Genomic DNA, 23,909 nt, shown 5'->3' on the forward strand with positions numbered 1-23,909 from the left:
CACATATGCAGAGAAAATATATCACAGTATTATTGATATACAAGTATTGATGTAAAAATATTATCTTGTTTTCATATCAATACAGACGAAAAAATCTCTCTGGATGGGTGGCGCGGTGATCTGCTTGATTCTTACCCATGCTGCGACGCGCATCCTGTCGCAAAACTTTGATCTGCAGTTCTTTCGTGCTCTTGGCCTTGGTATGTCGGCCTTCGCAGAGCCAGAGCTCTCTTGCGGTGAGTTATGAAACACAAAGGAAAGATGGCCAAATTCTTACTGCCGTGTCATGTTTTTTTGACTGATCGGGGCGATTCCGCTTTTGTCCGCTGAATGGAGTGCAGATCTGCCTGATCGAGATATTTCGTTGACGCCTCATTATACGGAAACGACCGATTTCATGAATGCTCCCATGTCCACGACCACGCTTGAGACAGCAGCCGAGACTGCTCCCGATGTCCTTCTTGCCTCAATGTTTCTGGAAGCCCGGCGCAGCAACAAACCGCTTCGCGTCGTTCCCGAGACGATTGTCCCGATCAATCCGAAAGCAGCCTATGCTGTGCAGGACGTCGTTGCCCGCGTGCTGAGCGAGTCCGGTAAGGGGGAAATCATCGGCTGGAAGGTCGGCGCGGCGACACCTACAGCAACGCCGTCCTGCGCACCTTTGCATCGGGCGACCGTTTTCGAAAGCGGGCATGAGCTTTCACCGTCTTTCTGCCGGTTTCATGGTGTCGAGGCCGAAATCGCCTATTCATTCGGGAGTGACCTTCCGGCACGGGCTGAACCCTGGACAACTGAAGAAGTAGCCACAGCAATCGGGGCCATTCATGGCGCAATCGAGCTGCTCGACACGCGTTTCGTAACGCCGGACTCTCAGCATAATCTGTCTCATCTGGCCGATCAGGGGAGCCATGGTGCGCTGATTATCGGGCGCGGTGTGACGTCCTGGCGCGATTTCACCCCGACTACCTTGCCCATGACCATGCTGGTCAATGGTGAAAAGAGCTATGACCAGCAGGGGGGTAACAAGGCCGGCGATCCGCTGCGCCTCCTTACCTGGCTGGCCAATCACGCAGTAGAGCGCGGTCGCCCGCTACGCGCGGGTGATGTCGTGACCACGGGATCGACCATGGGGACGTTGTTTCTGGATGATCCTGCCGAAATCTGTGTGTCATTTGAGGGATTGTTCCCTGTGGAAACCCGCCTGGGAGCGCCTTTCCGGCTCTGAAAATAACATTGTTTGCGGTGGTGATGAGGCGCGTTACCATGCGACGTAACGCCAAGGTGATGAGCGTCTCGACCATGTTCTTTCTAGGGTCGAAAACCCGGTAACAACCCGCAAGATGGACGTGTTATGGCCAGCAAGACCGATATTCTCATGATCGACCCCATGCCAGAGAGCTTCAACGAGCAGCTCGGCACGCCTTTTCGCCTGCACCAGTTTACTTCTGTTGAAACGCTGGGAACTCTGGCTGAACGGATTGAAGGGGTGACCACAGGAGGGGGAAGCGGCCTGCCACGACCGATTATGGACAGATTGCCCAACCTGAAAATCATTTCCGTCAACGGGGTGGGAATCGACAAGATCGATCTGGATGAATGCCGGCGCCGGAATATCCGTCTTGCCACAGCTCAGGGCGTGCTCACTGAGGATGTCGCCGATATGGCCATCGGCTGATGCTGGATGTTGTACGGGGTATTTCATGCAATGATCGCTTCGTGCGCGCCGGAAAATGGAGCCATGAGCCGGTGGCGAATTCCTGGACCATCAAAGGCAAGAAGCTCGGCATTGCCGGATTTGGCGCTATTGGCAAGGCGGTGGCCAAACGGGCTTTGGCCTTTGATATGGCTGTAGCGTATTTCAGCTCGCGTCAGCAGACTGATACGCCGGAATATCCCTTCTATCCCGATTTGCGCGTTCTGGCCGAATGGGCGGATGTGCTGGTGCTTTGCGTTTCGGGCGGTGCACGTTCCTATCATATGGTCGATCAGAGTATTCTTGAGGCACTGGGGGCAGAAGGCTTCCTGATCAATGTTGCCCGTGGGTCGGTTGTGGATGAAGCGGCGTTGATCGCGGCTTTGCAAGGCCATACGATACGCGGGGCGGGGCTTGATGTCTTTGCTGAAGAGCCTCATGTGCCCGAGGCATTCTACAGTCTCGACAATGTCGTACTGCAGCCCCATCGTGCCTCTGCGACATTTGAAACCCGTCATGCAATGGGTCGTCTGGTATTTGACAATCTTGCGGCCTTTTTCCAGGGCAAACCCCTGCTGACCCCGGTCATCTGAATCATTTCGTAGAGAAGGGTCAGGGCCTTTCGCTTACATGGGTCTGCCCTTCACGAATACGATCGAAATGCAGCCCCGTCCCGACTCTTGCTATCTGGGACCGGGCGGAGAGCAGATAGACTTTGCGGTTCGGGTAATCGAACAGAACCATATGAGACTGAAAGAAATCGACACCAAGCAATCCGACGCCAAGATCCTGCTGGGCATAGGCAGACATACCATCAAGGGTGATGTCGCCAATCCTGAAGGATGAGACCGTTGTCCGGAAAAGCCGTGTACGCAGCGCGCCGTAAAGGGCAATAGTCGGGTTGGTATCGTTACGTTCTGATCCGGACAGCCATCGCGCAGGGAGTGTGGTGACAGGCACATCCGAATCGAGTGTCATCTCGCGATCCCTGCCCTCGATTTTTGCCGTGATGGAATCATTGCCAGATAGCGACATTACCTGTGCACCGGCGCCAATAAAATCGGAAGGGGCTCTGGAACAGACCGGTCCTGTCGAAAATGGATGAGCGCAAAGACGCCATGAGGCATATCGAGCAGAAGGGTCAGGCGGTCGAAGAAAGTGCTGCCTATGGTGCCAATCAGGGGTCGTGAACCGATATGCTGTATCGGATAGTCATCCAGTCGGATCATATCCGGCGTCTGCAGATCGAGGCTGCCTAATCTGAGATGTCCCGCCTGATGACGGGACGGGTTCGCGTATGGGCGCGGTTTGTCGTGATGGTCAGTGTCTTGTGTGTATCTTCTGTCTCGAACCCTTCCATATCTCCAACATAAAGAGCATCAAAAGCACTGGAGAAATATAGGGCAATTTCTTTCCCATCCAGTGTTGCTGGCAGAATGGGAGAGTCGCCTCTTCCTCCCAGAAGCGGCAGGGTTACAGCACCATCAATACAATCAGATGTATCCTGTGCCTGTGCTTGGGGCAGGCCAAGAGCGACGAAAGCAGCGATAAAAGTGCCTATCCGCCGCGTTCTGCTCATCTCAACTGGCTGTCCTTGCTGCCGCGACGATTGATGCCGGTAAAGACCGGCTGCTTGTCACGCATATTCTGACAGCTGATACAGAGCTTCACTCCCGGTACGGCCTTGCGACGGGCATCAGGAATAGACTCATCACATTCAATGCATTCTTCTGCGCTTTCACCCTTTGGCATGGCGTGACGCGCGCGATTTACGGCATCAGCAATCGTGTCGTCTATCTGATCCTGAACGGCCCCATCAGGAGCCCAGCCGGTTGCCATAAGCACATCCTCCCGTTCTCGGTGACACTCTTCAGATATGTGATGTAAAATGAGGGATAAAAGTCCTGCACATCACTAATCAGGTCCGGGAGTAGAGGGATTTTCAGCCGCAATACGATCGCAGGCTGAACCCTTGAGCCTTGCTTTCGTTCACGCGAAAGGGAGGCAGGGTGTATGATGCAGTCGGATGAAGACACAGGGAGCACCAGAATCAGACATCTGCCTGTCCAGCAACTGCTCAGCCCGGTTCAGGCTGCTGCCTATCTTGGTCTGGCCCCCGCTCTCTTCAGGCTCTGCGTTTCTTTCGCTGTGGTCCGACACGGCTGATGCTGCGTGGCAAACCGTTCTATCGTCGCATCGAACTCGAAAAGCTGCGCCAGGATTGGTGTGCGGCGGTCCAGGTCAGGGGAGAGGACCGCCTGGAAAAGCGACTGGACCCTGATACGGAGGGCAGTGATGCGAGGGAGAGATTTCTCGATCCGCTGATGAGATTGCTGGCACTGCGCGCCATACGTCACCGTATTATGGTGTCGATCTTCTGGGTGATGGGCCTCATCGGCGGTGCCATCTGTCTTATCCTTTATTAACGCTGTTCAAGGATCTGCTTCATGCGTACACGGATTGCCTCATCTGCCTGTTCGGTACCCTGACCTGTACGGTCGCGCTTCTTGCTCTTGCTCGCTGGCGCGGATTGCGTGCGGTCCAGGGGATCAATTGTACGGCCCATTGGCTGGCTGGTTCTGAAGCAGCTGAAAGAGACACTGTGGATCTCAGACACAGCGTTACGGGGCTTGCGACAAACTACGCGGCTCTTCTGTTCTGGGCCGTTCTGTACGAACTGGCACTGGGCAAAAATCCCGGAAAGCCCAGAGCCGTTCTCGTGACGCTTGCCCTTGGCCCGGTTGCTGCTCTTGTCGATTACAAGGTCACCCCCAGGCGTTTTACCCCTGGTTGGGAACTGGTGTTTTCCAGAAAGGAAATGGGACTGGTCTATGCGGCCATGGTCGCTGGTATGGCATTCGGTGCCAGACGCGCAGAGCGTCCTGCTGAGAGCAGGTAATCTTTTCAGGAAATTCTGGTGCCGGGTGAGGGATCTGAACCCCCGACCTTCGGTTTACAAAACCGTTAGAATATCCCCTTTTTATAGCGGAAAACTGCGGTTTTCTAACCTATATGGGGCATACCCTATCCGGCTTTTTATCCGGTATGATGCTGAAGCAAAAATCCTAGCCCAATGCGAGGCGCCTGATTGACGCGTATAAAAACCTATGATTCCGAGTATGTCTCGTTTGGGCTGAGCACACCTAGTCGGCTTGTCCACCATTGTTCTGCTTACTGCGCTCTCGCGCAAAACGCGATTTCGGTTTTTGAGCGTCATCAGCGTTGGACGCGTGCTTGCTGTTCATCCCGATACGATTGACCAGCAGATAGACGAAGAGCCATTTCGATCCGTCAGCCGGGCGTGGCCAGAATTTTCGACGGGTAGATCGCTGTGCTGCGTGAAGTCATCATTCCTCTGATGAGAAATGCACCCGACGACACGCTTGAAGAAATCGCCCAACGCTTGGGTTCGGAAGAAACAATGCATGCATTTGGCGACATCTCTCTCCGCTCAAGCAGGCTTTGGTATGAAACATTGCAAAGCATCATGGCGTCTCGCCATTCCGGGGTTGATCCGGACACTTGAACTCCACGCTATCCATCCACGAATGCTCGTGCGCCCTGGCGATCATGGCCGGAACATCAAGCTCGTCGGTGTATTTGTCGAGCGCCGCGACAAAGGCGAGCAGGGCGTCATTTCCGGCCTTACTGCTGCCCTCAGAGGGGCATTCGAGAGGCACTGTCTCGCACCCAGTAACAGCAACGCCAGACTTCCGGATGCTCAGCGCCTTGCTGAATTGCGGCCACCCGGCGACAAGCACATGCGCCATGAAATGCCGCCATTTGCAGTACGCCCAGCCTGTATTGACTGGAGATCCGTTCGCCTCTGTACGGACGAGATGAGAGACGCGAGGGATAGCCATCCAGCCGTTACGATCCGGTAGTGCAAAGGGATAACGCACGTCGGGAGATAGAACCGGAGGAGCGGGCAATAGGGCACACAAAGCCCGGACTTCCTCCGGCTGACGGCGCAGCACACGCCCGATAGCGTGCAGGGCATGACGGATTTTCATACGAGCTCGCTTGGCGTGCTCATGGCCGAGCCTTCGTTGGGAGTACGGCGGGCAGACAGCAATGCTCGCACCGGACAATCCAACATATCTGCGACGATAGCTGCGTGGCGCGCAGGGACGCTTTTCCACTGGCTAACAGCTTGGGAGGTGACGCCCAATTTCTTAGCTAAGGCGGATGTACCCCCTGCCTTGGCTATCACCTGCTCGAGTGCTTCTTCGTTCGTGTAAGAAATGTAAGAGTCTCTTACAATAATCGCAAGGATAACTTACGTGGATTGTAAGTGGGGTCATATATAAAAAGAGAGGATGGCTCCAATCGACTCCCTTTCTGACGCAATCCGCCGTTCTGGCGTGAAGAACAAAGAACTAGCCAAGCGGTTTGGCGTAACAAGCCAAGCTGTAAGCCAATGGAAAGCAGGCTCGTCTCTGCCATCTCCTGACCGGGTGCAGGATGTGATTGCTTATCTGCAATCGCGTGTCGCAGCCTTGGAGGGTGGCCATCAGGTCGCCGCTGATCTTCCCCCTCTTACTAAGTCGTCTGTTCCTGGCTACGTGCCAGTCCGATCGCTCAATGCCAGTGCGGGTGCTGGAGGCGGCGGACTGATAGAAGATGGGCTGCTTGGCTACCCCCAGTTGTTCGAAGAAGGATTCGTGACACGAGACCTTCGCGCGCGGCCTGAAGATTTATGCGTGGTGGAAATTGAAGGTCAGTCTATGGAACCGCTTCTTCGGAGCGGTGACACCGTTCTTGTTGATATGCGCAAGAAGAACGTAGCCATGGAGGGAATTTTCGTCGTTTTCGATGGTGACGGCGTCGTCTGCAAATGGGTTGAAATGGTGCGTGGCCTGGACGCGCCTACACTACGTATCAAATCTGAGAACGACCGCTTCCCTTCCTATGACGTACAGGCGGAGCGATGCCAGATTCTCGGACGGGTAGTGTGGTTCTCTCGCAGGTTGTAGAGCAAGTTTCTCTTACATTTATCCATCGTTCACTTACTGTTTTCATTAATATGTAAGCAATCGGCGCTTACATCCTTCTCATCACCACCGATGAGGAAGCTAGATGGCAAGCTCAGAGACAATCCGCCCGGCGCTGCTTTTGCGTGACACCATGAAGTCCATGCGTGCCATGGCAGCGTATATGGATAGCCTTGCCGAACAGGCGTCCTTTGCCGGACGCAGCGAGGCCGTGCGCTTGTGGCAGAACGCCGCAGCCAACAAACGCCACGAGGCCGAGCAGGTGGAACGCGCCGCCCAAGGGCGCAGCGTCATTTCTGAAGCCCCCAACACCAATCCCGTCCTTGCCCTACTGGCCCGACACGGGCGTCTGGGACGGTCATGATCAGAATGCTCTGGAGCGCGATCGCGCGAAATTCGATCATGGCATGCCTGATCCTGTTTCTTCTGCATCAGATCCTGAGTTCTGCCCGTATCTGGCTGCGCTGCCGCGATCTGAAAACGCAGTTTCGAACGCTCAATGCTCTGAGAAATAGTAGCCACGAGGAAGACCGGAAATGACCCCTACCCGCAAGACGGCGGCAGAGGTGGCAACCGAGCTGCGCGTGTCGCCGCGCCTCATTCAGAAGCTTTGCGCCACAGGCGCCCTGCGCGTCGCCAAAGTCGGTTCCGTCTGGCGCATAACGACGTCAGCGATTGACGACTATCTCGATCAGGAGGCCAGCAGGCCGTCGTGTCCAGCAATCTCTACCAGGCCGCAAACGGCACCTATTACGCTCGGATCCAGATCAGGGGGCGCGACATCCACCGATCGCTACGCACGACTGATCGGCGTACAGCCCGGCAGCGCCTCAAAGAGCTGCTCGAAAAGGCGGAGGACCAGCGCGTCGGCATAAAGCTTCCTGAGATCAGGAGCTGGGAAAACGCGTGGTGCGGTGGGAGGAGCTGTAATTTGCTGATCTGCGCCCCAGCACACAGACGCGATATCGAACGAGCCTGCGGCAGCTTCATCCCTGTTTCGCGGGGCGGGATATCAGCCTGATTGCCTCCCGCAATGTGCATGAGTTTGTGGCGGCCAGACGGCGCACCAGGACTTCTGGCGCCACCATACGCCGCGACCTGGTGATGGGCCGCATCATGCGCGTGGCGCGTCGTGCTGGCTGGATTACCGCCAACCCGGTGCCGGACGAGATGGAGGAGATCAAGGAGCGTCGCGAACCCATTCGGCCTGTGGTCTTGTGCGACCTTGCACGCCTGACGCGCCGCGCCCCACCCGGCATGCGCGACATGATCCGCTTTCTGGCCCGGACCGGCTGCCGGCAGGAAGAAGCCGCCTCGCTCTCCTGGGAGCAGCTGGACCTCAAAGCCCCCTGCCCCACCGTGACCTTTGCCATAACGAAGACGAGATCGCCCCGCGTGGTCAGGCTCTCGCCCAGGCTGGCCAGAGAGCTGTAACGCAGCCGCCCGGAAAACGCGAGCGGCTACGTCTTCCGCAACCTGTCAGGGCAGTGCTACACCAACGTCCCAGGCCGCTTCCGCGTGCTTCTGGCCAGCGCCATACCGGATAAAGCCTGCCACTTCCGCTGCCACGACCTGAGACACACCTACGCCATCCGCGCCCTGCAACAAGGCGCCTCGATCTATGATGTGTCCCAACAACTCGGCCAAAGCTCGGTCAAAACGACCGAGATCTACGTGGCCTGGTTGTCACACCGAATACGGTGAGGTGAGGGGAGGTAGGGACAGCGCGAGCATAGATATCCTTGTTCTCCGTAGACATACGACATTGATAGTCAATGTTTTGACTTGTCGTGGAGAACGATCACGTATCATCTGTCAAAGACGTTTTGTGACGATTTTTCGATATGATAGCGTGGGAAAATGCAAAGCTCTGAGTCATTCCGGATTAGTTCTCGTCTGAAAGATATCATCGGGCGCGACCTTGTCACAAACGAGTACGTGGCGATTTTCGAGCTGGTAAAAAACTCATTCGACGCAAGAGCAACGTCCGTTGATATCGAATTCCATCCGATAAAGGGATAATTGCGATCGTCGACGACGGCAGGGGTATGTCGTCCAAAGACATCAAAGAAAAGTGGTTGTTTGTAGCCTATTCTGAAAAATCCATCCATATTCCCAATGATTACCGAGATCGGATAAAAACAGCAGGTCAGTTTGCCGGAAGTAAGGGAATAGGTCGATTTGCGTGCGACACTTTAGGTGAAAATTTACATTTATATAGCAAAACCGTAAATGATAATATTGTTTCTAAACTGGAAATTGACTGGTCCGATTTCGACAAAAATGCTACAGACGAATTCCAACAAATCAGTGTAGCTTTAGGGCAAGTCTCGAAGTTTCCTGATCTTATCCACGCAAGTCCTCCAAAAGACAGTGGAACTGTACTGATCATTAGCGATACCCATGAGACTTGGGATATCGAAAAGATCAAGCGACTACGTCGTGATCTTGCCAAGCTGATAGATCCTTTCGGTACGACAAAAAGCGTTACAGTTTCCACCTGGTTAGTCAGTGATGACGTCACCATTGACGGTGTTAATGGCCCTGTTGGAAATGAAATATCAGATCTACTACGAGACAAGACGAGCCGGATTGAGGTTGTTATCGAAAATGACCTCATAGAGACTATTCTTTTCGATCGAGGGCGTAAGATCTACGCCATTCGGGAGCCGTCCCCATATGAGGAGCTTCATAATATCCATGTCCAAGGAAGTGTTTTCTTTCTGAACAACTCTGCAAAGAAAACTTTTGCTAGACGTATGGGGGTAACATCTGTCGCATTTGGGAGTATATTTCTATTTTTAAATGGGTTTCGAATTTTTCCAATAGGCGAAGAATTCGATGACACTCTTGGCCTTAACCGAAGGAAGCAGCAAGGCCAACGCCGTTATCTCGGTACACGCGACCTTCTCGGCCGTATTGACGTTGTCGCTCCGCCCAGAAAATTTCGCGAGGTATCGAGCCGCGATGCTGGCCTCGTTGATGATGCAAATCGCCGCGCATTGTTCGATGCAATCCGACGACAAATGGTATTTCGGCTCGAACGATATGTCGTAGGAGTAAACTGGGCCGACGCTCTGGACAAAAACCGAGATACAGCCGATGGGCTAGCGACCGATGAATCGCGTGACCGCATCTTAAGGGTAATTGGTAATCTGGCTCGTTCACGGGACATTGAGATCATCTATTACGATGAGGATATTGTTCGGGTTTCTGACGATCCAGATAGAATTACAGATGAGACGCTCAAATCGATAGTTTCGGCGGCAGAGAGTAGAGGAGACGCGAACCTTCTTGCCCAAATCGAGCAAGCTCGTGCTCGGATCGAAGAGCTTCGTAGTCAGCGACGAGAGGCTCAAATGGCTGCCAATCTGGCGATAGCCGAACGGGCACGGGCTGATGCTCGCATCGAAAGCTTAGAGCGGCAAGCTGCATTTCTCGGTAGCAGCAAGAGGGTTGATGTAGAGCGCGCCCAACTACTCATGCATCAGGCGATCATTCATGCTGGACATATACGGTCTGCAGTGGGAAACGCGGCACACAAGCTTAATGAAATTTTAGAATTAGCAGTTATGCCGCAGATGTTGGAGGATCTTGACGATCTCGAAGACATCCTCGCTTCTGTGCGGCAATCTGCAAGAAGCGCTTCCTCATCGATCGCAAACGCAACACTCTCTGGTGATCGCCTGAGCGCCGTCCTGTCTTTCGCACCTAACATCCGCGTTGATCTTAAGACAGATCTTATTAATGGTGACTTGTTGGGATTTCTTAGCGAGTATTTCCAATTTCGCCTTGATGGGGTTCCGGGTATGCCTCGCGCTATTTTTGACGCGTCCGGTATATCCCTAAAGCGAGACTTTTCGCCGGTAGACATATCTGTCCTCATTGACAATCTGCAAGATAACGCTCGCAAGGCTAAAGCTAACGAGATTACTTTCAAGGCTATTCGCAAAGGAACAGGAAAGGTTGTAATCAAAGTTACAGATGATGGTCGTGGTATAAACCTTGATAGAGTCGATCCTACCAAAATATTCGAACGCGGGTACACCGAGTCCGCGAATGGAACAGGACTAGGTCTTTACAGTGCGAAACAAATTCTTCAGTTGATGGATGGTAGCATTGAGCTTGTTGGCGATGGTAGCCGCGCCGATTTTGAGATTACAATTTCAGGAGAGTTATCATGAATCTTGAATTAGGCATCTTGTGGATCGAAGACTCTTTTAGCCCAGAAGAAGAAACCAATCTTAAGCGATGCATTCAAGAAGTCGGTTTCCTAGCGGAAATAAAAAACATTGTTAATGGAGAAGAAATAGAAACACTTGCAAAACAGAATAACCTATTTCATTGCTACGATTTAATTCTTTTGGATTTTGCCCTTAAAGGAGTAAATGGCGATGATTTGGCCCCAAAAATTAGAGATTTATTCCCATCGACAACCATTCTTTTCTATTCTGGAAATTTTGAGAAAGAAACTCTCCTACTGAAAATTGCGGAAAAAAAGGTGGAAGGCGTCTACTGCTGCACTCGTGATCGCTTCATCGAACGCGCGGGAATACTTATCGAACAAACTGCTCGAACGCTGGATCGGCTGTCTGGCATGCGCGGTCTAGCAATGCGCGTCGTTGCTGAGTGCGACGCAATCATGAAAGAAGCTGTCATCTATCTCAGTGCGACAGATGACAGCTGTGCGGCAATATTGACCGAGATGGATAATGATGTCTTTGAACATATTGATGAGGTCAAGAAAAGGTATCAGGCCTCCATGGGGAACAGTGTACAAGCGCGCCTAGATACGTTTGCCGTCGATAGTGCAAAGTTATTTGCGCATTTCAGGAGATTATCCAAGAAAATTTTAAGTAATCCGAATAGTATACGACTTTCTACCGCACAGATCGATGAGCTGAGAAATCTGAATAGAAAGACCAGCAATTATGTTGTCGCCGTTCTCAATAGGCGTAATGCACTTGGTCATGCCAAAGAAATGCGCACTGCTGAGGGCTGGAAACTAGACGGTAATAGTGGCATCAAAATTTCAGACTTCCCAATGATTAGACGCGACTTCGCCGTCTACAAAGAGGCTTTCGAAAGCATAAGAAAATTGATCACTTCGAGCGATAAGTAGACTGATGAGTGTTTCCCCTAACGCTTCTGCGAGCAAGGGCGGAACTGCGTTTCCAACTTGCGTAAAACGCGGGCAAGCGCTCTTTCTTCGATGCCCCCCCGAAGTATAAGGCCCTTTGAATTCAAACCAGTCCGGGAAAGACTGTAAGCGCGCATGTTCGCGCACAGTCATGGATCTTGGTCTCGAATAATGCACGAAGTCATCAGGCAGCGTACTGATTGTCGGAGCAGGAGAATTCGGATCGAGCGGGGTAGTAGAACGTTTCTTGATGCCTAAGCGAGCCCTATCTTCCATACTAAGACACACTCCACGCTTACAGTTCTCCAATATATCTCGCATCCTCTCGATCGAGGCTGGGCTATGTCGTGGTAGACGCATATCACTTGGCTGACCGTTATTTATGTCCCTCATCAACTTTTGATAGGGATGTTGCGGCTCACTGGTTCGGCGCAGTGTTTTGAACCCTTTATGGCCCCACTCACTATCTAGAATCAAATCATCGCTCGTTTCCGCAAGATCGGATAGCGCTGCTCTGGTTCCTGTCGGGCCTGGACCAAGCTCACGCGTGGAAAGGAAGGCTTTTCGGGCGACACGCAATCTTTCTAAAGGATCTATACCTGCTAAAGCAGCTTTAGGCGCAGCCACGAGAATAAAACGAGGTCGACGCTGCGGTACGCCCCAATCAGCAGCCCTAACAATACCCGTCCACACTTGATAGCCAAAACGGTCTAACTCGCGAACCACGTACTCGCTGTAGGTGCCGCCAGTTCGATGCTTCATCGAGCGAAAGCCGACAACATTTTCGAGAAGAACTAAGCGTGGGCGTAAAATTGCAACATACTGAAGGTAGACATCGACCATTTTACTCCGCGGATCATCGGGCCGCCGTAATCCGTTCATGCTAAAACCTTGGCAAGGTGGCCCCCCTGCGATCAGGTCTACCTTTCCGCACAAGTCCTGCAACTGTGAGTCGTGTTTCGCCAGCAACTCTTCCGCAAGCCAGGCACGCTGCTCCAGCCATGCCGGCCAGCCGTGTCGACCCGCATGGCGATCAAGCAAGTTATGCTTGTAAGTAGCAAACGCATCTGGATGAGCTTCTACGCTAAACAGCGTTGAAAATCCCGCCTTACCCAGACCGAGCGACAAACCGCCGCAGCCGGCGAAAAGATCAATGCAAGTGAATGTCATGTTTGAAGTATTTCGGGTCCCTATCGGAATGTCCAGGGCCTTCAACCTATCTGCAGAATGTTGCTGCTCGCACTCAGGCCAATCTCTCGATTCGTTAGGGTAAAAAGTTCGTTCCGCCTAGGACTATTCGCGGCCCAGCTAAAGTTTAAAACACGTTAAGATTCGTATCCGGCTTTCTGTCCGACATGCCATGCGCTGTGCTCGATTCGTTCGCACGGCGGCCTCTTCCAGAATGCTTGATTTATGAGGATTTCTGGTGCCGGGTGAGGGATTTGAACCCCCGACCTTCGGTTTACAAAACCGCTGCACTACCACTGTGCTAACCCGGCAAACGCAGGAACGGATTGCTTTTCGTCGTTAAACGCAAATCCGTCAAGGTCTTTTGGCAAGGATAATTGCGAGCGCCTTGTCTTGGCCGGATATGATGCCCTTTCCGGGCTTCCTCAATAAAAAAAGCCCGGCTCGAAAGCCGGGCTCTGTCTCGGATCAGACCGAGTAGTACATTTCGAATTCGGCCGGGTGCGGCGTGTGTTCGAATTTGTAGACTTCTTTCCACTTCAGCTCGATATAGCTGTCGATCTGGTCCTTGGTGAAGACATCACCTTCCAGAAGGAACGAGAAATCTGCTTCGAGGGCCTGAAGAGCCTCACGGAGCGAACCGCAGACCGTCGGGATCTGCAGCAGCTCTTCCTTGGGCAGCTCATACAGATCCTTGTCCATAGCTTCGCCCGGATGGATCTTGTTACGGATGCCGTCGAGGCCGGCCATCAGCATGGCGGCGAAAGCAAGGTAAGGGTTGGCGGTCGGATCCGGGAAACGGACTTCGATACGCTTTGCTTTCGGGCCGACCGAATACGGGATACGACACGAAGCCGAACGATTGGCTGCCGAGTAAGCAAGCAGAACCGGCGCCTCGAAGCCCGGGATCAGACGCTTGTAGGAGTTGGTCGACGGGTTCGTGAAGGCGTTCAGTGCCTTGGCGTGCTTGATGATTCCGCCGATGTAGTACAGTGCGTCTTCTGACAGGCCTGCATACTGGTCGCCCGCAAAAAGCGGCTTGCCGTCGCGCCAGATCGACTGATGCACGTGCATGCCCGAGCCGTTATCACCGGCGATGGGCTTCGGCATGAATGTGGCCGTCTTGCCGTAGGAATGGGCGACGTTGTGCACGCAGTATTTGTAGATCTGCATGAAGTCGGCCGACTGGACCAGCGTGGCGAACTTGGTGCCCAGCTCGTGCTGCGACTGTGCCACTTCATGGTGATGCTTTTCGATCGGCAGGCCCATCTCACCCATGGTCGAGAGCATCTCGGCGCGCAGATCGCCTTCGCTGTCGACCGGAGCAACCGGGAAGTAGCCGCCCTTGACCACCGGACGATGGCCCATATTGCCTTCCGGATAGTCTTTCATCGAAGCGTCAGGGCCTTCGATGCTGTCGAGCTGGTAGGTGCCGTAATTCGGGCCCGTACCAAACTTGACGTTGTCGAAGATGAAGAATTCGGCTTCGGGGCCAAAGAAGGCCGTATCACCCAGACCTGTCGTCTTCAGATAGGCTTCGGCAGCTTGGCGGTCGAGCGCGGGTCACGGGCATAGTAGGTGCCGGTGCGGGGCTCGACGATATCGCAGATCAGGATCAGCTGCGGCTTGGCCGAGAACGGGTCCATGACGGCCGTGGTCGGGTCGGGCAGAAGCACCATGTCGGATTCATTGATGGCTTTCCAGCCGGCGATCGACGAGCCGTCGAACATGAAGCCTTCAACGAAGGTATCTTCTTCAATGGTGGTGTGCCACTGCGTCGTATGGTGCCACTTGCCCTTCGGGTCGGTGAAGCGCAGATCGACCAGTTCGACCGAGTGTTCCTGCATCAGCTCGAAGACGCGCTTTACAGCGGCGCTGTCGGGCTTACCCGGCTTTGCATGGGCCGCTGAAGTGAAAGACGCAGCCTTGGACGCCGCGGCTGGAGCTTTTTTCGCCATTTGTCAAATACCTGTATCTGCCTCAAGGGGCCGCACTGATCGGCTGCAAAACGATTAGGACAGGATTCGCGAACTGTCGAGTATTCCAAAGGCTTTTTGCAGCGCCAAACGAGGGAAAAACGGCCTTCTTTCTCTCCTGTTGAGGCCCCTGAAAATATTCTGAAACCAAAATGATGCATGACAGGTCTACGAAAAACGCATATCGGCATGGCCGGTTCCTCAGGTGCAGTTTTTTTTCGCAGAGCACGTGACTGTGAAGCTTGCAGGCATGGGGCGGAGATTCAGAATCCGGAGTCCCGATCCTGGCTCCTGACCGGTGAAAATTGCGGAGGGTTCTGGCTGGCTGTGAGCAAACGGCGTTTTACAGCCTGTATTATGCCGGTATCATGTCCTCGTCCCTTCGCAGCGCAGGTCTGGCATGAAATCTCCAAACGCCTTTCTCGGCTCCTTGCCGACCACTATCTTCACGACGATGTCCCAGCTTGCCATGACACATGGGGCCATCAATCTGGGACAGGGCTTTCCTGACACCGAAGGCCCGGCAACACTGATTGATGAAGCCGCAAATGCCTTGCGGGACGGACGTAATCAGTATGCACCGCTTACTGGACTGCCAGAGCTGCGTGAGGCGGTTGCCCGTGCCAGCAAGCGCGATTACGACCTTGATATCGACCCCGCCCAAGAGGTGATCGTGACTTCAGGCGCTACAGAGGCGCTGGCTGTCAGCCTGATGGCGCTCATCGAACCGGGCGACGAGGTCGTGCTTATCGAGCCGCTCTATGACACCTATCTGCCGGTACTGCGTCTTCTCGGTGCCGTGCCCCGTTGTGTGCGGGTGGAGGCGCCTGACTGGCATCTGTCGGAAGAGACATTACGGGATGCCTTTTCGGACAGAACCAAGCTGATCCTGCTAAACTCCCCCATGAATCCGAGCGGAAAGGTCTTTACCGCGCAGGAGCTGGACCTGATTGCGTCCCTCGTTCTGGCCCATGACTGCTATGCGATTTGCGATGAGGTTTACGAGCATCTGACCTTTGGCGTGAAGCATATCCCGCTCATGACGCGCCCGGGCATGCGTGACCGCGCCATCCGCATTGGCAGCGCGGGCAAAAGCTTCTCCGTGACCGGGTGGAAAATCGGCTATATCACGGCCTGCCCTGCTTTGGCGTCGGTGATTGCCAAGGCCCATCAGATCATTGCCTTTTCAAGCGCACCCAATCTGCAACGGGCTGTGGCCAAAGGGCTTGATCTTGGTGAAGCATTTTTTGCAGAGCTTTCAGAGAGTCTGCGCGCCCGGCGTGATCTGTTTGCCAATGGCCTGAACAGACTTGGCTTTCCGACCCTGCCTGCCGATGGCAGTTACTTCGTTGTGGCCGATATCAGTGCTCATGCAGAAGGCCGGGATGATGTGGCGTTCTGTCGTGATCTGGTGACAGAAGCCGGGGTCGCGGCCATTCCGGTTTCTGCCTTTTATGATCCGCATGGAGCGGAGCCGCCGCGGCATCTTGTCCGTTTTGCTTTCTGCAAGACTGAAGCTGTTCTCCGCGAAGCGCTAGGTCATCTGGAACGGCGTTTCAGCCTCAGGAGGGTTGAAACGCGGTCATCTTGTCGGTTGGTACGCGCGGCTCGAGCGGCGCCTCTTGTCGCATACCTTGTTGCTGCGTCGCGGCTTTTCCGGAAGTGGGGGTCTGTCCGGCGCTTTCTGGTTGGGCGCCCGTTTCGACATCACCCGCTGGTTTCGCCGGTGCCGCAGGAGAGACCTGTGGACCGACCGCGCTATAGGGATCACTGGGCGGCAACACGTCGATCGGAGCCTGACTGGCAAGCGGGTTGTGCTTGAGGATTTGTGCCGTCTCGTCGGGGTAGCGACGCATCAGCCAGAAGAGTGCCGTTGGTCCAGCCAAAACCGATCTGCATCGGGTATTCGCCGCCGCCTTTGCCGCCTGAAGCGCTGATACCGGGTGCTTCCACATCGTATTTTTCAAGCAGTACGCCTGATTTCTCATAAGTGCCGATTACACGTGCCATCCATCGTCTGGCAATTGTCTCACCGAGATCGCTCGCTCCGTAGTTATTGAGGCCCTTGATCGCCATCCATTGCTCTGGCGCCCAGCCATTCGGGGCGTCCCATTGCTGTCCGCTTTCATGATCGGTCGCCATGATCCCACCGGCCCGCAGGAGCCGTGTCCGGATTGTATCGGCTACCGACATGGCCTGAGCCTGTGAGGCAAGGCGCAGGAAAAGCGGCACGGCTGTGGCGGAAGAGAGCACGTCGGTTGTCTGGCCTTTACGCCAGTCGTAATCGTAGAAAGCCCCTTTCTCTTCATTCCAGAAAATCCGCCTGACAACAGCAGTATGCTCATCCGCGCGCTGACCGTAGAGCGCTGCAAGCTTGTGCTGCCCTGTCAGGGCATAGCCATGCTCCAGGGTCTGCTCGAGGTGGACCATCAGACAGTTTACTTCGATAGGAGCAAGGTCGGTCGTGTGAATGGTCGACAGGGTATGCCCGTCAGCAAGCCAGCGCGATGAAAAATCCCATCCTGTCTCGGATCCGGCGCGCAGATCGCGATACACATCCGATGGCGCACGCATGCTTGCCTTGGCTGCTGTAGCAACGTCTTCGGGGTAGCTTTCATCACGTGGCGTATCGAGATCATCCCAATGGCGCATCAATAGCGTGCCATCTGAGAGGCGGACGAGATGACGATGGGCCTGACCGGGTTTCAGCGTGTCCGCACCATCCATCCAGTAATCGTATTCCTTCTGCAACTGAGGCAGGAATTCACGATAACTGTCCTGGCCATCATGCTGGGCAAGAAGATCGACCATCAGCGAGAAGAAAGGTGGTTCGGATCGGCTGAGATAATAGGTGCGGGTGCCGTTGGGAATATGACCATAACGATCAACAAGTGAGGCCATGTCCCGGATCATGCCGCGTAGCAGATCCCATTGTCCCGGTCTCGTAGAGGCCGATCATGGTGAAATAGGTGTCCCAGTAATAGAGTTCTGAAAAACGGCCACCTGGTACGACATAGGCATGGGGAAGCGGCAGAAGCGACGAGTAGGCCATCGGCTTGTCAGGCTGACGGGTCAGGACGCTCCACATACCCTGAATATAGTCGTAGATATTTTCATCAGCCTTGCGCTGGTATGTAATTTCGTGCCGCTGTGGTGGCGTGAAATGTGCAGTGTAGAAAGCCTTGAGGCTGAAATCAGGATTCTTGCGTTGCTCCTCCCAGCTCTGGAGAAGTTGTGCAGGTGCCTCGTTAGGGCGTGAATCGGCAATCGTCTTGAAGTCAGGCGCCAGATGCGCACCACCAATGGCTGCAAACAATCCACCCAGAGCAATAGACGGCGAGCGCAGATCCTGTGGTACGGATGCGACATGCAGGGAGTGCGCGGCTTCACTTGCAACAGTCTCGCGTGGACCGGTCGATGGATGGGGGGGGGTATCTGCTGCTGCCGGGACAGAAGAAGAGGTGATGGCAGGTTCGGGAGCTTTCTGCGCGACGTCTTGTCTCTGATCAGCTGCACGGGCTCCGGTGCTCATGGCAGAAACATTCAGAACAACCAGCGAAGTGCCAAGAAGCAGGAGATGAGAGAAGGAAAGGCGTTGGCTGGTCATGCTGTCTCCCTGAACTTGGGTCCGGCATTACATTGCCGACCGTTCCTGATTTTTTTAAAGCAGTGTCCTGTCACAGATGTGACTCGAGCCCTGCTCCGTTTTGTGGCGCTCTGCTCTCCCCCGTACGCCAGTCATGCCAGAGAAGGAGATGCCAGATGAACAGGACAGCGCTGAAGAGGTTGCAAAACAGTACTCGTACCGTCTTTTTTCTCGTCGGTGTTATCTCGGCGCTGTGGTCGTGTCTTGTTCCTGTGATCAAACATCATGCCGGTCTGAATGATGGTGAACTGGGACTGTTGTTACTCTGCCTTGGCATCGGATCGATTATCGGCATGCCTCTGGCGGGGCACTGGGTAGGGCGCTGGGGATGCCGTGTGGTGGCGACAGGAGGAATCAGCATTGCAGGTTCACTCCTGATGCCTCTGGCTCTTCTTCATGCTGTACCGCTTCTTGCGGTCTCGGTATTTGGTCTGGGTATGGGGCTTGGAGCTGTCGAGACGGCACTTAATATACAGGCGGTGGATGTCGAAAAGCTGAGTGGCAAACCCATGCTTTCCGGGTTTCATGCCTTTTTCAGCATTGGAGGCGCCATTGGCGCAGCTGGACCACAAGCCCTGACTCTGGTTCAGGCAGCGCCATGGGTCAGTATCCTGATTGGCGAGATTGGTATCGTCGTTCTGTTTTGTGCTGTCTGGCCTTCTTTGCTCAATAGTCCCGAACCCGATGGCGGCTCGGGTTTTGCCATGCCGCGCGGTGTGGTCTGGCTTATCGGGCTGTTGACCAGTATCGCCTTTCTGGCCGAAGGCGCTGTGCTCGACTGGGGAGGGGTCTATCTCTCTGGTGAACGCGCTGCTTTCAGCATCGCACCGGGACTGGGTTATGCGTTTTTCGCGACCGCCATGACGTTCGGACGTCTCACGGGTGACTATGCTGTCGCGAAAGCCGGTCCGGTCCTGATCATGATCGGCGGTGGCCTCTGCGCGGCTCTGGGCTTCGCTCTTGTTGTACTAGGCCCTGACCGGATCACACTCCTTGGCGGTTTTGTTCTGGTGGGGCTTGGCTGCGCCAATATTGTGCCGGTTCTCTATGCTGCCAGTGGCAAGCAGACGGTCATGAAAAGCAGTGCCGCCGTCGCTGCCATTACCACCATGGGTTACACAGGCATTCTGGCAGGGCCTGCTCTGGTTGGCGCTGTGGCCCATATCAGCAGCCTTTCCACGGCCTTTATGCTTCTTGCCGCGCTTATGGGATTTATTGCCCTGAATGCGCGTCTTGCCCGCTGAGACGTGTCTTTTTTGGGCAAAACATGGCTTTCCCCTCGCATTCATCGGCAGGACGCGCCATGTGTCGAGGATCAAGAAGGAGCTGTTCGTACCCATGCCATCCTATGTCGAAGAGGCCCCCCTCTCTGCTCTCGCTGTCACGGATCGTCTGTTCTTTGAACGGGCCGATAGTACGCTGACGCGCGATGAAGCAGAAAAAATCGTCACCCGTTCGCTCGACGGAATAGAGGATGGTGAGCTTTTTCTCGAGTATCGTGAGAGTGAATCCATTCTGCTTGATGACGGTGTGATTCGCTCGGCCAGTTTCGATACTTCATCCGGCTTCGGTCTTCGCTCTGTTATCGGTCCTGAAACCGGCTTTGCCCATTCGGACGAAATCAGCAAAGATGCACTTGAACGTGCCGCAGGTGCTGTATCTGTCGTGCGGCAGGGGCGTAGCGGGACACTTTCTTCGCCACCTCAGGCCACCAACCGGCGTCTTTATGTGCCGGAAAGCCCGTTGAGCGATACGGATTTTGCTGCGCGTGCCGCAGTTCTGGGCGAGATCGATGCCTATGCGCGTGGGCTCGGGCCGGAAGTGGTTCAGGTTTCGGCCAGTATTGCCACGGAGTGGCAGGCTGTTCAGATCATGCGTGACTCAGGGTTCCGCACGGCAGATCTACGTCCTCTCGTACGTCTCAATATTTCGGTCGTTCTTGAACGCGATGGGCGACGTGAGAGTGGCAGCCGGGGCATGGGCGGACGCTATGCCCTGTCACGCCTTCTGGGGCGCGAAACATGGCAGGATGCGGTTGATGAAGCCGTGCGTCGCGCCAGGGTAAGCCTTGACGCCAGCCCTGCTCCTGCGGGCGAGATGGATGTGGTACTTGGTCCGGGCTGGCCTGGTATTCTGCTGCATGAAGCCGTTGGTCATGGGCTGGAAGGCGATTTCAACCGCAAGGGCACATCCAGTTTTGCTGATATGATTGGCAAGCGTGTGGCGGCTCCCGGGGTCACGGTTGTCGATGATGGCACACTCGCTGAAGGACGTGGTTCGCTGACCATCGATGACGAGGGCACACCATCGGGTCGTACCGTCATGATCGAAGATGGTATTTTGCGTGGCTTCATTCAGGACAGGCTGAATGCGCGCCTTATGGGGGTTTCCCCGACTGGGAACGGGCGTCGCCAATCCTATGCCCACGTACCTTTGCCGCGGATGACCAACACCCTGATGCTGGCCGGGGAAGCAACAACAGAAGAGATGATCAGCTCTACAAAGCGCGGGCTTTATGCGGTTGATTTCGGCGGTGGTCAGGTGGACATCACGTCAGGAAAATTCGTGTTTGCGATGTCCGAAGCCTACCTAATCGAGGACGGCAAGGTTACACGTCCGGTCAAAGGGGCAACACTGATCGGCAATGGCTTTGATGCCATGAACAAGATCTCGATGATCGGGCAGGATGTCGCGCTCGATCCTGGTATTGGGACCTGTGGCAAAGCGGGCCAGGGTGTGCCTGTCGGTGTGGGACAGCCGACCCTGAAACTGGCAGGTCTGACGGTCGGTGGTACGGCCTGAATCTGACAGAAGGGTGCGGTCTGGAATCCGCACCTTCTTGTTTTATCAGGTTGTTGCAGAAAGCCCTGAGCTTGGGTCGTGCACACCGGTCGAAAACCTGATTTTACCAGGAAAAGCCGATACTGCCTTGTGCATTCCGGCGCTCTCCATACCAGCACCATCCGCTCGGTGATCCGAAAGAGAAACAGCTTGAAATGAATTTCCGGTCGAAAATATTCCGGACACTTGCCTGCAAGACCCAGCCACGTAATCCAGGCGAAGATTTGCCCAGATCATAACGCAGCGAGCCATCAAACAGGGTATAGCCGGGTACAGTGACAGAGCCGCCTGGTATACTCATGCCCTGCACGATTGTCGTTCTGGCAGCGCCCTGTCCTCCATAGCCTGACATGACATAGCGCACACCGGCACCAAGTCCGACACCTGCCAGTGACCCATGGGGCAGGGTATACATGGCGAAGAATGTCGCACTTCCCTTGTTCGACTGAACCAGAGGATGCCCTGTGGAGTCATCATGAACGTCTTGTGTACCTACTGCCGCATCAATCTGGAGATTATGCCAGGAGTTCACATGGCCTTCGACTTCGAAGCCGTCTGAATGGACCAACCCGCTTTGCGTACCCCAGGGCATATTGCCTGCGGTTACGATGACATTGGTCTGCATGAGGTGGAAACCGGCAGCACTCAGCAGAATTGGTGTACCTGGAATCTGGTATTTGACGCCACCTTCGAGTTGCTTGCCCAGAGAAGGGCTGGGTGTATGGGTCGTCTTGCCACCGTCGCCGGATACAAGCCCTGTCTGAGGCTGGAATGAAGTGGAATATGAAATATAGGGAGAAAGACCGAATTCGAAATGATAGAGCTGATGCGCGCCATGTTACCTGTGATGGGGCGATATGTGTTGTAGTCGCGGAAACCAGCTGCTTTTGCGTCATACGGTACCAGTCATTTCGTACGCTGCCGGTGATGTGGAATCCCCGCCACTGTAGCTCATCCTGCCCGTAAATACCGATCTGCTGCTGACGTACGGTATAGTTGGCAAAAAGGGCAGGGGTTGTAACAGGCAGCCAGTAATCTGGGGCAAGAACGTTCAGATCTGGCGCCCGTCCGGATCGCGCAAGCTCTGCCGAACGCATCTGCTGATAATCGAATCCGGCAGTCAGTGCCTGCTTGACCGGTCCTGTCACAACACGCCCGCGCAGTTGATTGTCGAATACGATGGCATTCTGCTCGTCCTTGGCGGCGAAGGCACTTCGTGAAATTGTTGTTGGGCCGACATACGCGCCAGTGCTGTAGACGCCCTCGTAGTTTGACCGGACATAATCATAACGCCCTCGGGATGAGAACTGCCAGTTGGTGTTGAACCGGTGATCGAAGATATAGGTTCCGGCCCCCTGGGTCCTTCGGAACCGCTCGAAATTCAGGTCGCCGTCATAGAAATTGCGGGGTACCTTGCCGTAAATTGCCGGATACAACGAACCAACCATTGGAAACGAGCCATAGGACGAATTTTCAGGATCGACCTGAAATTGGTGATGAGCGTGAGTCTGTCTCGTCCTCCCGCTCCGATTGTCATGGTCGGGCTGATCGAAAACCGACGGTTCTTTGTGCGGGCAAGCTGGGAACGTGAGCCGTTGGCCGTTCCGTAAATCCGCCCGCGGACAGAGCCGTCTGACGTGAGGTAACCCCCTATGTCTCCATCAATACGATAGAGGTCAAAGCTGCCTCCTGTAGCAGTGAGAGCGCCGTAAGAACGCGCATCTGTCGGCATTTTGCTCGTCTGTGCTATCAGCCCACCAGGAGTGGAGCGCCCATAGAGCGACGAGGCTGGTCCTTTCAGAACCTCGATCCGTTCCAGGCGTGAGGTATCCGTCTGAGGCGTCGCAAAACCTGTTGGTGCCTTGGGCAGGATCAGCCCGTCCAGATATGGCAAGACGGCGAACCCACGTAACTGGAAGAAATCGTAACGTGGAGAGGTGCTGCCGCGCAGATCAGGGTGATGCCCGCCGTGTAGCGTAGAGCCTGCCCCAGTGTCAGAACACCGCGCAGATCCATATCAGTACGGGTGATGACCGTAACGGATTGCGCTGTTTCAACCAGAGGGGTGGCCGATTTGGTGGCTGAAGAAGCAATGGTTGAGGCTCGCTGGCGCCCGGTGACTACGATCTCCTCCGCGTCCGATGCGGCCAGAGTGCTGCTGCTCTTGTTGGTGGAGGCTGTAGCTCCCTCAGTCGCCATTACACGTCCGATGCTGGCATCGCAAAGCGCAGCCGAGCCTAACAACACACGTATAATCAACCCGTATCTCACCGCTCATCTCCTCGTTTGATGAGCATTGGCCTATAATGCAAGTGATAATCATTATCAAAAAGATTTATATAATTATCCTTTGCTCTGTGACCTACAGCCGGAAACGGGAATACCCAGAATTTTTCCAGGTTATAAAAATGTTACATTTAGAAAATAGATT

Annotated in this window: 29 protein-coding genes, 1 tRNA gene and 2 pseudogenes; 18 read left to right on the forward strand and 14 right to left on the reverse strand. The window is 54.5% G+C overall.

What is annotated here, in order from left to right; translation table 11 throughout:
• The first annotated feature begins 409 nt into the window (after positions 1 to 409).
• From JCM25354_RS18345 to JCM25354_RS18350, 3 genes are all read left to right on the forward strand, one after another.
• Entirely contained in the window at positions 410 to 1,225 is an 816-nt protein-coding gene (locus tag JCM25354_RS18345) for a 2-keto-4-pentenoate hydratase (RefSeq protein ID WP_159103484.1), read from the forward strand.
• A 126-nt stretch (positions 1,226 to 1,351) separates the two neighbouring features.
• On the forward strand, positions 1,352 to 1,675 hold the full coding sequence (locus JCM25354_RS23475; RefSeq protein ID WP_369345766.1) for a Rossmann-fold NAD(P)-binding domain-containing protein: 324 nt from the start codon (positions 1,352 to 1,354) through the stop codon (positions 1,673 to 1,675).
• Positions 1,675 to 2,286, forward strand: a complete 612-nt coding sequence (locus JCM25354_RS18350) for an NAD(P)-dependent oxidoreductase (RefSeq protein WP_369345767.1) — start codon at positions 1,675 to 1,677, stop codon at positions 2,284 to 2,286. Before JCM25354_RS23475 ends, JCM25354_RS18350 begins: the two co-directional genes overlap by 1 nt.
• Before the next feature lie 19 nt (positions 2,287 to 2,305).
• Here JCM25354_RS18350 and JCM25354_RS11000 read toward each other — a convergent pair whose 3' ends face one another.
• The 3 genes from JCM25354_RS11000 to JCM25354_RS11015 form a co-directional block, all read right to left on the reverse strand.
• Positions 2,306 to 2,728 (reverse strand): aspartyl protease family protein, encoded by a 423-nt coding sequence (locus JCM25354_RS11000; RefSeq protein ID WP_025886061.1) that lies wholly within the window; start codon positions 2,726 to 2,728, stop codon positions 2,306 to 2,308.
• A gap of 220 nt (positions 2,729 to 2,948) precedes the next feature.
• On the reverse strand, positions 2,949 to 3,272 hold the full coding sequence (locus tag JCM25354_RS11010) for a hypothetical protein (RefSeq protein WP_025886062.1): 324 nt from the start codon (positions 3,270 to 3,272) through the stop codon (positions 2,949 to 2,951).
• A complete protein-coding gene (locus JCM25354_RS11015) occupies positions 3,269 to 3,532 on the reverse strand; it encodes a DksA/TraR family C4-type zinc finger protein (RefSeq protein WP_025886063.1) in 264 nt (87 codons plus the stop codon). Before JCM25354_RS11015 ends, JCM25354_RS11010 begins: the two co-directional genes overlap by 4 nt.
• A gap of 174 nt (positions 3,533 to 3,706) precedes the next feature.
• On the opposite strand from JCM25354_RS11015, the gene JCM25354_RS21385 reads away from it, so the two are divergent.
• Together JCM25354_RS21385 and JCM25354_RS11025 are read left to right on the forward strand one after the other, a co-directional pair.
• On the forward strand, positions 3,707 to 3,859 hold the full coding sequence (locus tag JCM25354_RS21385) for a hypothetical protein (RefSeq protein ID WP_159103485.1): 153 nt from the start codon (positions 3,707 to 3,709) through the stop codon (positions 3,857 to 3,859).
• Positions 3,859 to 4,119, forward strand: a complete 261-nt coding sequence (locus tag JCM25354_RS11025) for a hypothetical protein (RefSeq protein ID WP_025886064.1) — start codon at positions 3,859 to 3,861, stop codon at positions 4,117 to 4,119. Before JCM25354_RS21385 ends, JCM25354_RS11025 begins: the two co-directional genes overlap by 1 nt.
• Here the strand turns inward: JCM25354_RS11025 and JCM25354_RS21705 are convergent.
• On the reverse strand, positions 4,116 to 4,259 hold the full coding sequence (locus tag JCM25354_RS21705; protein ID WP_199899951.1) for a hypothetical protein: 144 nt from the start codon (positions 4,257 to 4,259) through the stop codon (positions 4,116 to 4,118). The two genes, JCM25354_RS11025 and JCM25354_RS21705, sit on opposite strands and share 4 nt — an antisense overlap.
• A gap of 36 nt (positions 4,260 to 4,295) precedes the next feature.
• On the opposite strand from JCM25354_RS21705, the gene JCM25354_RS11035 reads away from it, so the two are divergent.
• On the forward strand, positions 4,296 to 4,592 hold the full coding sequence (locus JCM25354_RS11035) for a hypothetical protein (protein ID WP_025886065.1): 297 nt from the start codon (positions 4,296 to 4,298) through the stop codon (positions 4,590 to 4,592).
• 586 nt (positions 4,593 to 5,178) lie between these two features.
• Here the strand turns inward: JCM25354_RS11035 and JCM25354_RS11050 are convergent.
• The gene (locus JCM25354_RS11050) at positions 5,179 to 5,706 is read right to left on the reverse strand and encodes a hypothetical protein (RefSeq protein WP_084294739.1); all 528 of its coding nucleotides are present in this window, start codon (positions 5,704 to 5,706) and stop codon (positions 5,179 to 5,181) included.
• Positions 5,703 to 5,906, reverse strand: coding sequence for a Cro/CI family transcriptional regulator (locus JCM25354_RS23480; RefSeq protein ID WP_148301489.1), 204 nt, complete (start codon positions 5,904 to 5,906; stop codon positions 5,703 to 5,705). Before JCM25354_RS23480 ends, JCM25354_RS11050 begins: the two co-directional genes overlap by 4 nt.
• Positions 5,907 to 6,012: 106 nt before the next feature.
• Between JCM25354_RS23480 and JCM25354_RS11055 the strand changes: the two genes are divergently transcribed.
• The 9 genes from JCM25354_RS11055 (at position 6,013) to JCM25354_RS11090 (ending at position 11,809) form a co-directional block, all read left to right on the forward strand.
• Positions 6,013 to 6,669, forward strand: coding sequence for a S24 family peptidase (locus JCM25354_RS11055; RefSeq protein WP_084294741.1), 657 nt, complete (start codon positions 6,013 to 6,015; stop codon positions 6,667 to 6,669).
• Between the two features lie 103 nt (positions 6,670 to 6,772).
• Positions 6,773 to 7,051 carry a hypothetical protein gene (locus JCM25354_RS11060; RefSeq protein WP_025886069.1) on the forward strand — a complete coding sequence of 93 codons (279 nt, stop codon included), beginning with the start codon at positions 6,773 to 6,775 and terminating at the stop codon, positions 7,049 to 7,051.
• Positions 7,048 to 7,227, forward strand: coding sequence for a hypothetical protein (locus JCM25354_RS11065; RefSeq protein WP_025886070.1), 180 nt, complete (start codon positions 7,048 to 7,050; stop codon positions 7,225 to 7,227). Before JCM25354_RS11060 ends, JCM25354_RS11065 begins: the two co-directional genes overlap by 4 nt.
• Complete coding sequence (locus JCM25354_RS11070; protein WP_025886071.1) at positions 7,224 to 7,562, forward strand: helix-turn-helix domain-containing protein; 339 nt, start codon at positions 7,224 to 7,226, stop codon at positions 7,560 to 7,562. The genes JCM25354_RS11065 and JCM25354_RS11070 overlap by 4 nt, the downstream gene beginning before the upstream one ends.
• Positions 7,563 to 7,722: 160 nt before the next feature.
• On the forward strand, positions 7,723 to 8,121 hold the full coding sequence (locus JCM25354_RS23765; protein WP_159103486.1) for a tyrosine-type recombinase/integrase: 399 nt from the start codon (positions 7,723 to 7,725) through the stop codon (positions 8,119 to 8,121).
• Between the two features lie 84 nt (positions 8,122 to 8,205).
• Positions 8,206 to 8,391 carry a tyrosine-type recombinase/integrase gene (locus JCM25354_RS23770; RefSeq protein ID WP_159103487.1) on the forward strand — a complete coding sequence of 62 codons (186 nt, stop codon included), beginning with the start codon at positions 8,206 to 8,208 and terminating at the stop codon, positions 8,389 to 8,391.
• Positions 8,392 to 8,547: 156 nt separating this feature from the next.
• The gene (locus tag JCM25354_RS23485) at positions 8,548 to 8,709 is read left to right on the forward strand and encodes an ATP-binding protein (protein WP_369345768.1); all 162 of its coding nucleotides are present in this window, start codon (positions 8,548 to 8,550) and stop codon (positions 8,707 to 8,709) included.
• Between the two features lie 26 nt (positions 8,710 to 8,735).
• Complete coding sequence (locus JCM25354_RS23490; RefSeq protein ID WP_369345769.1) at positions 8,736 to 10,871, forward strand: sensor histidine kinase; 2,136 nt, start codon at positions 8,736 to 8,738, stop codon at positions 10,869 to 10,871.
• Complete coding sequence (locus JCM25354_RS11090; protein WP_025886073.1) at positions 10,868 to 11,809, forward strand: response regulator; 942 nt, start codon at positions 10,868 to 10,870, stop codon at positions 11,807 to 11,809. The genes JCM25354_RS23490 and JCM25354_RS11090 overlap by 4 nt, the downstream gene beginning before the upstream one ends.
• Here the strand turns inward: JCM25354_RS11090 and JCM25354_RS20745 are convergent.
• The 3 genes and pseudogenes from JCM25354_RS20745 to glnA form a co-directional block, all read right to left on the reverse strand.
• Positions 11,720 to 12,997, reverse strand: a complete 1,278-nt coding sequence (locus tag JCM25354_RS20745) for a DNA cytosine methyltransferase (protein WP_084294743.1) — start codon at positions 12,995 to 12,997, stop codon at positions 11,720 to 11,722. The genes JCM25354_RS11090 and JCM25354_RS20745 overlap by 90 nt on opposite strands.
• A gap of 254 nt (positions 12,998 to 13,251) precedes the next feature.
• Positions 13,252 to 13,326, reverse strand: a tRNA-Thr gene (locus JCM25354_RS11095).
• Between the two features lie 157 nt (positions 13,327 to 13,483).
• A pseudogene (gene glnA, locus JCM25354_RS18360) lies at positions 13,484 to 14,862 on the reverse strand (type I glutamate--ammonia ligase).
• Positions 14,863 to 15,391: 529 nt separating this feature from the next.
• On the opposite strand from glnA, the pseudogene JCM25354_RS11105 reads away from it, so the two are divergent.
• Positions 15,392 to 16,552, forward strand: a pseudogene (locus tag JCM25354_RS11105) (aminotransferase); the annotation flags it as partial.
• Positions 16,553 to 16,758: 206 nt separating this feature from the next.
• Here JCM25354_RS11105 and JCM25354_RS23775 read toward each other — a convergent pair.
• Positions 16,759 to 17,892, reverse strand: coding sequence for a trehalase family glycosidase (locus JCM25354_RS23775; RefSeq protein ID WP_051537367.1), 1,134 nt, complete (start codon positions 17,890 to 17,892; stop codon positions 16,759 to 16,761).
• Positions 17,876 to 18,598, reverse strand: coding sequence for a trehalase family glycosidase (locus tag JCM25354_RS23780; RefSeq protein ID WP_051537368.1), 723 nt, complete (start codon positions 18,596 to 18,598; stop codon positions 17,876 to 17,878). The genes JCM25354_RS23775 and JCM25354_RS23780 overlap by 17 nt, the downstream gene beginning before the upstream one ends.
• A 155-nt stretch (positions 18,599 to 18,753) precedes the next feature.
• On the opposite strand from JCM25354_RS23780, the gene JCM25354_RS11115 reads away from it, so the two are divergent.
• On the forward strand, positions 18,754 to 19,881 hold the full coding sequence (locus tag JCM25354_RS11115; protein ID WP_025886075.1) for an MFS transporter: 1,128 nt from the start codon (positions 18,754 to 18,756) through the stop codon (positions 19,879 to 19,881).
• Positions 19,882 to 19,975: 94 nt separating this feature from the next.
• A complete protein-coding gene (gene tldD / locus JCM25354_RS11120; protein ID WP_025886076.1) occupies positions 19,976 to 21,439 on the forward strand; it encodes a metalloprotease TldD in 1,464 nt (487 codons plus the stop codon).
• Positions 21,440 to 21,542: 103 nt separating this feature from the next.
• Here the strand turns inward: tldD and JCM25354_RS22615 are convergent, their stop codons facing one another.
• The 3 genes from JCM25354_RS22615 to JCM25354_RS22625 form a co-directional block, all read right to left on the reverse strand.
• On the reverse strand, positions 21,543 to 22,268 hold the full coding sequence (locus JCM25354_RS22615) for a TonB-dependent siderophore receptor (RefSeq protein ID WP_243444039.1): 726 nt from the start codon (positions 22,266 to 22,268) through the stop codon (positions 21,543 to 21,545).
• 591 nt (positions 22,269 to 22,859) lie between these two features.
• Entirely contained in the window at positions 22,860 to 23,372 is a 513-nt protein-coding gene (locus JCM25354_RS22620) for a TonB-dependent receptor plug domain-containing protein (protein ID WP_025886078.1), read from the reverse strand.
• Positions 23,351 to 23,749, reverse strand: coding sequence for a TonB-dependent receptor plug domain-containing protein (locus JCM25354_RS22625; RefSeq protein ID WP_243444032.1), 399 nt, complete (start codon positions 23,747 to 23,749; stop codon positions 23,351 to 23,353). Before JCM25354_RS22625 ends, JCM25354_RS22620 begins: the two co-directional genes overlap by 22 nt.
• Positions 23,750 to 23,909: the final 160 nt, after the last annotated feature.

The organism is Asaia prunellae JCM 25354, assembly GCF_000613885.1.
GTDB lineage: Bacteria > Pseudomonadota > Alphaproteobacteria > Acetobacterales > Acetobacteraceae > Asaia > Asaia prunellae.